We start from the raw sequence: 11,278 nt of genomic DNA, 5'->3' as shown, positions 1-11,278 counted from the left end.
CGACCTCGATATCGTCATGCCGGGCGAGCGTCTGACGCAGACCATTACGCACGATCTCGTGGTCATCGAGAACGAACACCCGGATCTTCTCCATGGCAGCGACCATACGGGCGCCGTAGGCCGTTCGCCCATGTCGCATCGGCCGCCGCCGCCGGGACGTCCGGCTCTGAGCGGGAGCCCCGCGGCGCGCCGGCCACCCCGCCGCGGCGCCCGGCGGCGGGCGGGCGGCGAGCCGACCGGGCTTGACGGGTGTCGAGGGGTGCTGGCGGGCCCGCGCCCGGCGCCGCGGGCGGGCCCCGGCAGCGGTCTCCGGTGGCGGGCGCGGACGTGACGGATCTGGCGTCCACGGCCCCCCGCACGCCGGCACGATGGTCCCGTCGGGCACCCTGCGGTCGGCCCGCCGCCGACTACCGTGGAGACGGGCCGTGCCGGGCACGGTGCACCCGCAACACGCCACCGCACGGCGAGGGGAGTTCGCGATCATGGAGTCGGTGACGGCGGGAGTCGGTCGCGAGGTGGCAGTCGAGGTCGTGACGACGGCTTCGCTCGCACCGTCCATTCACAACACCCAGCCGTGGCGGTGGCGTCTCGCCGACGGCCGGCTGACGCTGCGGCCGGACGTCGAGCGGCGCCTCGCAGTCCTCGACCCGGACGGGCGGCAGCTCCTGGTGAGCTGCGGCGCGGCGCTGCTGCACGCCCGGCTGGCGTTCCGGGTGCTCGGCTTCGAGCCGGTGGTGGAGCTGCTGCCGGAGGCGACCGGTTCCGGCGGGCTGGAGCCGGTGCTGTCCGGTGACCTGGTCCTCGCGTCGATGGGGATCGGCGGGCGGGCGGCGCCGACGGATTCCGACCGGCTGCTGTTCTCGGCCGCCGGGGCCCGGCACACCGACCGCCGGCCGTTCGAGGCACGCCCGCTCGCCGGCGACCTGGTCGACCGGATGCGCCGCGCCGCCGAGTCCGAGGGCGCCTGGCTGATGCCGCTGTCGCACTCCGACCAGCGGCTGGACGCGGCGGTGGTCGCGGCCCGGGCGGACTGGGCGGAGCAGGCCGACCCCGCCTACCGGGCCGAGCTGGCGTCGTGGCGGCGCGGGCAGGGCCCGACCGCCGACGGGGTGCCGACCGGCGTGGCCTCGACCCATCACCCCGAGCGGGCCAGCGACTTCCCGCTGCGCGACTTCGACACCCGCGGCGCGCCAGGCATCGCGGCGCCGCGTTCCGAGGACGCCGACGGCGGCGCCGACGCGGACGCGGACACGGGTCTCGCCCCGACCGTCGAACAGCGCCCGGAGGAGCTGCCGTCGGTGGAGCGCCCCGCCGTCGTCGTGGTCGGCACGGACGCCGATCAGGCTGAGGACAGGCTGCGCGCCGGGCAGGCGCTGGCGCGGGTCCTGCTCACCGTGACCGCGGCTGGCGCGGCCGCGTCGCCGATGGGCCAGCCCATCGACAGTGACGGGTACCGTTCGGTGATCGAGCGGATGCTGAGCATCGCCGGGCACGTGCAGATGATCCTTCGGGTCGGCTATCCCCGCCGGGACGCGGTGGCCTCCGCGCTGACCCCGCGGCGCCCGATCGGCGAGATCCTGACCTTCGGCTAGCTCCTGGGCGGCGGGTCGGGGGCCCGCCGCCGAAGCCACCGGCAGCCGGCCCGTCAACCGCGGTCGAGGGCCGCGAGACCCAGGTCGAGGTCCAGGTCGAGGTCGAGGACGGCGCTCTCCGCGGAGGCGGGCACCCGCTCGTAGGTCCGCCGGACGAAGTCGGCGACCCGGGACGCCGGCAGTTCGACGGTGACCGGCCCCCCGGGGCTCGGAAGATCGACGGTCAGCAGGCGCCGGCGCTCGCGCAGCACCGGCGCGATCCGGATGGTGCCCTCCCCCACGGGCCGCTCGTCGCCCTCGGCGAGGAGCTCCCGCGCGAAGGTCCACGCGAGGACCCGCTGGTCCGGAACCCGCGTGCGCAGGGTGATCGCGACCGGGTCGAGCGGGTCGAAGCGGACGGTGACAAGCACCGGAACCCGCTTACCCGCCTCGGCGCCGGTCAGGTAGGTGGCGTTGACGTCCATGGTCACGGCGTTGGACACAATCGGACGGCCCCTCATGAGATCCTCCCCACCCTCGGTGTTGTACCTCACGGTGTCACCCGAGACGGGGCGATTTCACCCTGCCTTGGTCCGCAGGAGCGGGGGACGAAGGACCGTCCGCGGCCGCCGCGGGCCGCGCCGCACCCCGGCGCGGCCCGCACGGCACGGTCAGGACTTCTCGATCACTCCGCAGGCGATCCGGTCGCCGGCGTCGCCGGTCGCGTTGGTCCGCTCGTCCGGGCCCGGCGTCGGGGCGCCCTGCGCGGTGTAGCGGTCGGGGATGTGGGCGAAGTTGTCGGGCTGGGCGTGCACGATCACCGCGGCGCCCTGGCTGCGCAGGTCGTCGAGCTGGAAGCGGTCCGTCTGCGCCTGCAGTTCCCCCGTGCCGTCCTTGTCGACCAGCAGTGGCGGCAGGTCGCCGGCGTGGTCGCCGTGCGTGGTCGCCCCGGGGTTGAAGTGACCGCCGGCGGTGCTGAACGGGCCGTCGGCGGCCTTCGGGTCGCACACCGGCTTCTGGTGGATGTGGAACCCGTGGTAGCCGCCGGCGGGCAGGCCGTACAGGCTGCCCTCGACCCGCACCGCCCCGTCGACGGGGGTGAGGGTGACGGTGCCGACCTCGGCTCCGGTGGCGTCGTGCAGCACGACRTCGAGGCTGCCGGCGGCGCCGGTGGCGGGCGCCGACGTGGCATCGCCGGACACCTCCGGCGCGGACGCGGCGGCGGGGCCGTCGTCGGAGCCGCACCCGGCCGCCAGGGCCAGGCAGGCGGCGGCCGCCGCGGCGGTGAGGACGGTACGGGACAGGGGACGTCGCAAGACAGCCTCCAGGACGGCGAACGTGCAGCGGCGGCGGCCCGGGCGCGTGCGCGGCCAGGATCTAGGCCGGACACGGCGCCGGGCCTGGTAGACGGCCCAACCCTACGAAGCGTTCGGGCTCTCGGTCGCCTCCCGGCCACCGAGTGTCGCCATGGCGATAGGCCCGGGGCGGCTCAGCGCTCGATCGCCGCGGCGAGGCGGTCGAGGTGCGCCGTGAGGCCGTCCGGGGTCGTGCTGTCGACGCTGAGGCGGTTCATCAGCTCCTCGTACCGGTCGACGTCCTCCGGCCGGTCAAGGTCGATCGCGCCGGTCAGGTGCTCGAGGTGGACGACGTCGGGCAGCTCGGGCTCAGCGAAGCGCAGGATGGTGAAGGCCCCGGTGGCGACGTGGCCCCCGTACTCGGCCGGCAGGATCTGGATCACGATGTTCGGCGTGGCGGCCAGCTCCCGCAGGTGTGCGAGCTGTGCCCGCAGCACCTCCGCCGAGCCGATCCGCGGCCGCAGCGCGGCCTCGTCGATCACCGCCCACAGTTTCGGCGGGTCGGGCCGGGTGAGCAGCCGCTGCCGGGTGATCCGCATCTCGACGGTGCGCGCGACGGCCTCGGCGCTCATCGTGCCCGGGTTGCTGGTCTGCGCGACGGCCGCGCGCGCATAGTCCTCGGTCTGGAGCAGGTCGGGGACGAGGTGCAGATGGTAGCTGCGGATCAGGGTCGCGGCGCTCTCCAGTCCGAGGTAGGCCTCGGACCAGCCGGGCATGACCTCGGCGTAGCGCCGCCACCAGCCGGGCCGGTTGGCCTCCCTGGCCAGGTCGAGGATCGGCGCCCGGTCGGCCTCGGCGACGATGCCGTAGAGCGTGAGCAGGTCGGCGACGTCGCGCACCTTGAAACCGACCCGGCCCAGCTCCATGCGGCTGATCTTCGAGTCGGAGGCCCGGATCTCGTAGCCGGCGTCCTCCCGGCTGATGCCGGTGGCCTCGCGCAGGCTCCGGAGCCGCGCTCCCAGCATGATGCGGTGCGCGATCGGCCCGCCGTTGGGCACGGTGTCCTCCTCGCCGTCGCGGTGGTGCGCTCACCGCGGGTCACCGACATCCGGCATGTCAGTACCATTCGGATTTTCCCATGGCTTGACGGTCAGCATGCAGCCAGGTACCGCGAGCGTGGATGATGTGCTCATGAGGTCGAGGACCCGACCCGCGGCAGCCCCGGCCGTGGGTCTCGCCCCACCGGGGACGACGCTGGCGTTCGACGGCGTCGGCATGACGTTCCCGGACGGGACGCGGGTGCTGGAGGACGTCTCGCTGCGCGTCGGGGCCGGCGAGATCGTGGCGCTGATCGGGGCGTCGGGCTCGGGCAAGTCGACGCTGCTGCGCATCGCCGCCGGGCTCGCGGCGCCGACGAGCGGCTCGGTGCTCGCCGGGCCGGGTTCCCCCGGCTACATCTTCCAGGACCCGACACTGCTGCCCTGGCGGACGGTCGAGGGCAACATCGGGCTGTTCGCCGAGCTCGACGGCGTCCCCCGGGCGCGGCGCGACCGCCTGGTGGCGGACGCGATCACCATGACCGGCCTGCGGGGTTACGAGCGGTACCGGCCGCGGGCGCTGTCGGGCGGGATGCGGATGCGGGTGTCGCTCGCCCGCGCGCTGACGGCCCGCCCGTCGTTGTTCCTGTTCGACGAGCCGTTCGGCGCGCTGGACGAGATCACCCGCGAGCGGCTCGGTGACGAGCTGCTGCGCCTGCACCTGCGGGAGGGGTTCGCCGGGCTGTTCGTGACCCATTCGGTGGTCGAGGCCGCGCTGCTGGCCAGCCGGGTAGCCGTGCTGTCCGCCCGCTCGGGGCGGCTGCTCGCCGAGATCGAGATCCCGTTCGGCTACCCGCGCGAGTCGGCGCTGCGTTACGACGCCGCTTTCGGACGGGTCGCACGCGAGGTGTCGGAGGCGCTCAAGGACTCGTTCGCCGGGCCCGGACTCGCCGGCCCTGGAGAATCCGGGCCTGGCGCCGCGGGCGACGCCACCGGCCCAGCGTAGATCAGCCGGTGCGCGGCGGCGGACGCGCGGCGGCGGACGGGGCCGGCCGGGCCGGCGTCGCGCAGCGCCACCGTGGCCGCCATGGCGCCCGGCCCGCCGTGCGCACCGCCGCCGGGATGTGCTGACATCGACGCCAGATAGAGCCCGGGGATCGGGGTCTCCGGGCGGCCCAGGCCGGGCACCGGGCGGAAGATCAGCTGCTGGTGCAGGGCGGCCGTCCCGCCGTTGAGGGCGCCGCCGCGCAGCACGGAGTCCTGGTCCTCCAGCCGTCGCGGCGACTGGGTGTCGCGGCTGAGAATCAGCGACCCGAAGCCGGGGGCCGCCGCCTCCAGCTTGCGTTCCACCCGCTCGAGGAGGCGGGCGGTGTCGTCGCCGTCCCAGCGGCCGGTGACACCGGCCCCACCGGCGTCGCCCCGGGGGGACTGCGGGAGGTGGAAGTACGCCCACGCGCTCTGCGTCCCGGCCGGCGAGCGGCCGGGGTCGGCAGTGGTCATCTGGCCGAGGACGAGGAACGGGTCCGCCGGCACGAGCCCGCACGCCAGCTGCGCGGACATCATCGTCAGATCGTCCATGGTGCCGCCGAGGTGGACGGTGCCGGCGTCCGCGATCCGGCGGTCGGACCACGGGATCGGCCCGGCGAGCGCCCAGTTGACCTTGAAGGTCGAGCTGTCCCACTGGAAGCGGGCCAGGTCGGTGAGCAGGCGGGCGGGGAGATGCTCATCGCCGACCAGGCGCCGATAGAGGGAGACCGCGTCCACGTCGGCGAGCACCGCGCGCCGGGCGCGCACGGCCGTCCCGTCGGCGAGCCGCACGCCACGGGCCCGGCCGGCGGTGACGATCACCGCGTCCACCTCGGCTCGGGTGCGCACCACCCCGCCGCGGGAGCGCAGCCGGTCGACGAGGGCGGCGGTCAGCCGGCCCGCGCCGCCACGCGGCACCGGGAAGCCGACATCCTGGCCGAGCATCGCCAGCAGCCAGCCGATCAGCGCCGATCCCGCCGACTCCGGTGCCAGGTCGGTGTGCAGCGCGCTGCCGGCGACCAGCAGTCCGGCGCCCGCGCCGGCGAACTCCTCCGCGGCGAACCGGCGGACGGGCAGCATCGCGAACCGGGCGAAGCGCAGCGCGTCGGCGGCCCCGAGCGCGCGGGCGAGCCGTGCGCCCGCCCGGACCGGCGGGAACGGGGCGGCCAGCAGCGCCTCGAGCAGCGGGTCGCGGACCCGTTCCCACAGTGCGACCTGCGCCCGCCAGGCCGCCGCGTCGGCCGGGGCGTAGGCGGCGAGGGATGCGGCCGTCCCCTCGAGGTCGGTGGACAGCACCGCGCAGCGGCCGTCCGGGGTGGGGTGGGCCAGCACCCGCGGGGCGTGCAGCCAGGTCAGCCCGTGGTCGGTGAGGTCGAGCGCGCGCAGCGCCGGGGACCGCGCGGCGAACGGGTAGAAGGCGCTGAACAGGTCGGTACCGAACCCGGGCGCGGTGACCTCGGCGGAGCGGCAGGCCCCGCCCGGCTCGTCGGCGGCCTCGCACACGACGACGTCCCAGCCGGCGTCGGCGAGCCGGTTCGCCGCGACGAGGCCGTTCACCCCCGCGCCGATGACGACCGCGTCCGCTGTCATCACCCGGGCGCACGGCATGTCGGTCAGGCTCGGCGGGCCGGCATCTCGAACCCGGAGAGGAGCACCGCGTTGCAGTCCGCCGCGGCCTGCCGCACGGGCTTCGCGCGCTGGTAGTCGTCGGACTCGTACCAGGCACGGGCCGCGTCCGCCGACGGGAACTCGAGGACGACCGTGCGGTTCCCGTGCCACTCCCCCTCGAGCAGCTGGACGTCCTCGTCCACGGCGAGGACCTTGGCACCCGCCGTGGCGACCGAAGGACCTGACAGGCGGCTGTAGGCCGCCATGCCTTCGGGATCATTGATGGCCTCGGTCAGGATGACGTATCCCTTGGGCATGTGCTCTCCTGTGCGATCGCGGTGCACGGCGTAGGACGGGCCATTTTCTCCCCATCTGCGGCTGGTGCGCGACCGCTGCGCTCAGCCGATCATCCTCAGTCTGCCGTGAGGGCCGTGGCCGCGGCCCTCACGGCAGGCTGCCCCGCGCGACGAGCTGGGCGGCGATGACGTTGCGCTGGATCTCGTTGGTGCCCTCACCGACGATCATCAGCGGGGCGTCCCGGAAGTAACGCTCGACGTCGAACTCGGTGGAGTACCCGTAGCCCCCGTGGACCCGGATCGCGGCCAGCGCCACCTCCATCGCGACCTCCGAGCAGAAGTACTTCGCCATCCCCGCCTCGAGATCGGCCCGCTCACCCGTGTCGTAGCGGCGCGCGGCATGCAGGAGGAGCTGGCGGGCCGCGGTCAGCTTGGTGGCCATGTCGGCGAGATGGTTGCCGACCGACTGGTGCCGCCAGATCGGCTGGCCGAACGACTCGCGCTCCTGCGAGTAGCGCAGGGCGTCGTCGAAGGCGGCCCGGCCCACCCCGGTCGCCCGGGCCGCGACCTGGATCCGGCCGATCTCCAGCCCGCGCATCATCTGCCCGAAGCCCCGGCCCTCGGCCCCGCCGAGCAGCGCGTCCCGCGGCACCCGGCAGTCGGTGAACGACAGCTCGCAGCTCTCGACGCCCTTGTAGCCCAGCTTGGGCAGGTCCCGGGAGATCACGAACCCGGGGACCTTCTCCACCAGCAGGATGCTGATGCCCCGGTGGGCGGGCTCGGCCGCGGGATCGGTTTTGCACAGCAGCGCCACCAGGCCGGAGCGGCGCGCGTTGCTGATCCACGTCTTGGTGCCGTTGACCAGGTAGTCCGCGCCGGCGGGCCGGGCGGTGGTGCGCATCGCCTGCAGGTCGGAGCCGCCGCCGGGCTCGGTCAGCGCCATCGTCGCGCGCAGCTCCCCGGTGGCCATCCGCGGCAGGTAACGCCGCTTCTGCTCCTCCGTGCCGAACGCCAGCAGCAGCTTGGCGACCACTGTGTGCCCGCCCATGGCACCAGCCAGGCTCATCCAACCCCGAGCCAGCTCCTCGGTCACCAGGGCGTAGCAGACGGTCGAGACGTCCACCTGGCCGTACGGCTCGGGGATCGCCAGGCCGAAGACCCCGAGCCGCTTCATCTGCTCGATGAGCGCCTCGGGGTAGGCATTGGCGTGCTCGAGCTTGCGCACCACCGGCCGGACCTCGCGGTCGACGAAGTCCCGGACGGTGTCGACGACTGCCCGCTCCTCCGGGTCGAGCTCCCTCATGCGTCGAACGCCGTCACGAGGCGATCCGGCGCTCCAGCGCGATGTCGAGCAGCTCGTCGGTGAGGACGCGCTTGACACGCGGCCGGCCGGCGGACTCTCCCGAGGAGCGCTCGACGGCGTCGATCAGCCGCCAGCCCTCCTCGGTGACGAGGTGCGGCTGGCGGCCGCGCAGCCAGGTGTCGATCTCACCGACCGGGTCGAACGCGGCGCCCCGGTCGTGGCGGCGCAGCGTGCCGTCGGCGACGTCCGCGAGCAGCCGCGCGACGGTCTCGCCGGCGCACTTCTTGTTCGTGCCGATGATCCCGGTCGGGCCGCGCTTGATCCAGCCGGCCACGTACTCGCGCTCGACGCCCTCGACCCGCCCGTTCACGTTCGGGATGACCMCGCGGCGGTCGTCGAACGGCAGCCCCTCGATCGACCGGCCCTTGTAGCCGACGGCGCGCAGCACCAGGCTGGTCGGGACGGTCTCCCGCTCACCGGTGTCGACGGCGCTGACCCAGCCGTCGTCGCCGACCTTCAGCGCGTTGCGGGCGAACACGATCTCCTCGACCCGGCCGTCGCCGCGGATCTCCAGCGGGGTGCGCTGGAAGCGCAGCGCCACCCGGCGCGCGCCCGCGGGCACCGGGTTCTGCGCGTACCCGCGCATCACCGCCAGGTTGCGCTTGACCAGGCGGGACAGCGCCTCCTCGCCCTCCTGCTCGGCGACCTCGGCCGGGTCGACGTCCACCCCGGACTCGGTGAACTCGGGCAGCTCCTTGAGCTCCGCGGTCGTGAAGGCCGCCTGCGCGGCGCCGCGGCGCCCGACGACCATGACCTCCTTGAGCGCGCAGGCGCGCAGTGCGTCGAGGGCGTGGTCGGCGATGTCGGTGCGGGACAGCCGCTCGTGCGGCGAGCAGAGGATGCGGGCGACGTCGAGGGCGACGTTGCCGGCGCCGATCACGACCCCGCGCTCGCCGCTGAGGTCGAAGGTGAGGTGCGCGTAGTCGGGGTGCCCGTTGTACCAGCCGACGAAGTCGACCGCGGACTCGCTGCCGGGCAGGTCCTCACCGGGAATCCCGAGGCGCCGGTCCGTCTGCGCGCCGACGGCGTACAGGACGGCGTCGTAGCGCGCGGTCAGCTCCTCACGCGTGACGTCCTTGCCGACGTCCACATTGCCGAAGAAGCGGAAGTTCTCGTGCGCGGCGATCGCCGCGTACACGCTGGACACCGCCTTTATCTTCGGATGATCGGGGGCGACTCCGGAACGCACCAGGCCCCACGGCGTGGCCAGCCGCTCGTACATGTCCACCCGGACCGGTACGTCGTGCTGTTCCAGCAGCGAGGCCGCCGCGTAGAAGCCCGACGGACCGGATCCGACCACCGCGACGGTCAACGGCGCGGCCGCAGCTCCCTGGGGCATCGATACACTCCTCCAGCCGAATTCCCGCTGATGTCCGCCCGTCACCTGGGCGTCGACCGCCGACGCGATCGCATCCCTGACCGGTGCGGCTCGGGCGCCGTCGCCCATGCAGGTCGCGACCGCGCCGTACCGGCCACCTCAACGCAACGTAGAGAAGCGCGCTTCCGGGCGCAAGAACTGCGATGACGGAATGCGGCCGGCGGCCCGCGGTCCGCCACCCGCCCGTATCATTCCCTCCATCACCGTCACCGCATTTCCGATTGCGACGGATTTGCCCCGCACGGTAGAAGCCGGCCCGGCGCGCAGGCTGCTCAGCCGCGGGCGGCGCCCAGCGCCATCGTGTGCAGCATCACGGCCATCTCGGCCCGGTGCAGATCGGTCGCGCTGTGCGGGGTGGAGTTGATCAGACCGAACAGCGCATGGGTACGCGCCCGCGCGGTCGGCGCGTCGAGCTCGGGCCGCACCTGCCGCAGGACGTCCACCCACTGCTCGACATAGGCCCGCTGCAGCCTGCGGACCTCGCGCTCGGCCGGCTCCGGCAGGCTCCACAGGTCGCGGTCGTGGATGACGATCAGGTCGGGGTTGTCGAGCGCGAACTCGACGTGCCCGCGGACGAGCAGGTCGAGGGTCTCCAGGGCGGAGGCGCCGACCCGGCGGGCCTCGCGGGCCGCGTCGAGCAGGTGCTGGCTGATGCCGACGAGCAGCTCGACGAGCACCGCGTCCTTGCTGGGGAAGTGCCGGTAGATTCCCGGGCCGCGGATGCCGACGGCGGCGCCGATCTGCTCGATGCCCACGCCGCGGAAACCGCGTTCGGCGAACAGCCGGGCGGCCGCCCGCAGCAGTTCGTCGCGCCGGGTTGCCCGGGCCGGGGTGCGCGCCCTGACGCGCGGTTCGGCCGGGCTCGTGACAGCGGACCCACCGGCATCGCTGTTCCGGCCGGATTCACTGCTCTTGCCGGCGCCCCGGCCCGAGTCGGGATGGGCTCCGGAGTTGGCGTTCCGGGCAGCGGCTGGCGGCTGGCGGCTCTTGGCCGGGCCGGAGGCGGGCCGCTCGCCCGGGGCGGACCGGACGATTTCTGCTGGCACCGGAACACTCCTCCCAACTCGCAGGCTACCAGCCCCGCCCGCCCGCGACGCGCACTCGGTCGCGGGCGGGCGGCTGCCGCGGCCGGCGGGCGCCACCCGCCGCGCCGGCCTTACCCGCCGCGGGGGCGCGGCGCCGCTCCTACACGCCGCGGAAGCGGTTGATGGCGGTGAGGTGACGAGCCCGGGTCTCCTCGTCACGAACCCCCAGCCCCTCCTCCGGCGCCAGGCACAGCACCCCGACCTTCCCCTGATGGGCGTTGCGGTGCACATCGAGCGCCGCCTGCCCCGTCCGCTCCAACGGATACACCTTCGACAACGTCGGATGCACCATCCCCCGCGCCACCAACCGGTTCGCCTCCCACGCCTCCCGGTAGTTCGCGAAATGCGACCCGATGATGCTCTTGAGGTTCATCCACAGGTACCGGTTGTCGTATTCGTGCATGAACCCGCTCGTCGACGCGCACGTCACCACCGTCCCGCCGCGACGTGCCACGAACACCGACGCCCCGAACGTCTCCCGCCCCGGATGCTCGAACACGATGTCCGGATCCTCCCCACCGGTCAGCTCCCGGATCCGCCGCCCGAGGCGCTTCCACTCCCGCGGGTCCTGCGTCCGCTCGTCCGACCAGAACCGGTACCCCTCCGCCGCCCGGTCGAT

10 protein-coding genes and 1 pseudogene are annotated in these 11,278 nt (G+C 74.1%); 2 read left to right on the top strand and 9 right to left on the bottom strand.

Going from position 1 to position 11,278, the window contains the following annotated elements:
* Positions 1-425 precede the first annotated feature (425 nt).
* Positions 426-1,592: an Acg family FMN-binding oxidoreductase gene (locus BBK14_RS04245; RefSeq protein WP_241831116.1), complete on the top strand. Its 1,167-nt coding sequence runs from the start codon at positions 426-428 to the stop codon at positions 1,590-1,592.
* 53 nt (positions 1,593-1,645) lie between these two features.
* Here BBK14_RS04245 and BBK14_RS04240 read toward each other — a convergent pair whose 3' ends face one another.
* The 3 genes from BBK14_RS04240 to BBK14_RS04230 all read right to left on the bottom strand — a co-directional run bounded on the left by BBK14_RS04240 (position 1,646) and on the right by BBK14_RS04230 (position 3,924).
* Positions 1,646-2,092: an SsgA family sporulation/cell division regulator gene (locus tag BBK14_RS04240; protein WP_071059897.1), complete on the bottom strand. Its 447-nt coding sequence runs from the start codon at positions 2,090-2,092 to the stop codon at positions 1,646-1,648.
* Between the two features lie 150 nt (positions 2,093-2,242).
* Positions 2,243-2,887, bottom strand: coding sequence for a superoxide dismutase family protein (locus BBK14_RS04235; RefSeq protein ID WP_071059896.1), 645 nt, complete (start codon positions 2,885-2,887; stop codon positions 2,243-2,245).
* Between the two features lie 173 nt (positions 2,888-3,060).
* Positions 3,061-3,924, bottom strand: coding sequence for a helix-turn-helix domain-containing protein (locus BBK14_RS04230; protein ID WP_083390709.1), 864 nt, complete (start codon positions 3,922-3,924; stop codon positions 3,061-3,063).
* 133 nt (positions 3,925-4,057) lie between these two features.
* Here BBK14_RS04230 and BBK14_RS34560 point away from each other — a divergent pair, with 133 nt between their 5' ends.
* Entirely contained in the window at positions 4,058-4,909 is an 852-nt protein-coding gene (locus BBK14_RS34560) for an ABC transporter ATP-binding protein (RefSeq protein WP_083390708.1), read from the top strand.
* A gap of 110 nt (positions 4,910-5,019) precedes the next feature.
* Here BBK14_RS34560 and BBK14_RS41575 read toward each other — a convergent pair.
* From BBK14_RS41575 to BBK14_RS04195, 6 genes and pseudogenes are all read right to left on the bottom strand, one after another.
* Positions 5,020-6,519 (bottom strand): annotated as a pseudogene (locus BBK14_RS41575) (phytoene desaturase family protein); the annotation flags it as partial.
* Between the two features lie 23 nt (positions 6,520-6,542).
* Positions 6,543-6,854, bottom strand: a complete 312-nt coding sequence (locus tag BBK14_RS04215; RefSeq protein ID WP_071059894.1) for a DUF1330 domain-containing protein — start codon at positions 6,852-6,854, stop codon at positions 6,543-6,545.
* Between the two features lie 127 nt (positions 6,855-6,981).
* A complete protein-coding gene (locus BBK14_RS04210; RefSeq protein ID WP_071059893.1) occupies positions 6,982-8,136 on the bottom strand; it encodes an acyl-CoA dehydrogenase family protein in 1,155 nt (384 codons plus the stop codon).
* Positions 8,137-8,149: 13 nt separating this feature from the next.
* A complete protein-coding gene (locus BBK14_RS04205; protein ID WP_071059899.1) occupies positions 8,150-9,535 on the bottom strand; it encodes an FAD-dependent oxidoreductase in 1,386 nt (461 codons plus the stop codon).
* A gap of 311 nt (positions 9,536-9,846) precedes the next feature.
* Positions 9,847-10,620, bottom strand: coding sequence for an SACE_7040 family transcriptional regulator (locus tag BBK14_RS04200; RefSeq protein ID WP_241831115.1), 774 nt, complete (start codon positions 10,618-10,620; stop codon positions 9,847-9,849).
* Positions 10,621-10,759: 139 nt separating this feature from the next.
* The coding region (locus BBK14_RS04195) for a zinc-binding dehydrogenase (protein ID WP_157904207.1) at positions 10,760-11,278 on the bottom strand (519 nt) is incomplete at its 5' end.

The sequence above is a fragment of the Parafrankia soli genome, from assembly GCF_001854695.1.
In the GTDB taxonomy this organism is placed as follows: domain Bacteria; phylum Actinomycetota; class Actinomycetes; order Frankiales; family Frankiaceae; genus Parafrankia; species Parafrankia soli.
The sequence above is the reverse complement of the archived record's forward strand: the minus strand, read 5'-3'. Positions and strand labels throughout refer to the sequence as shown.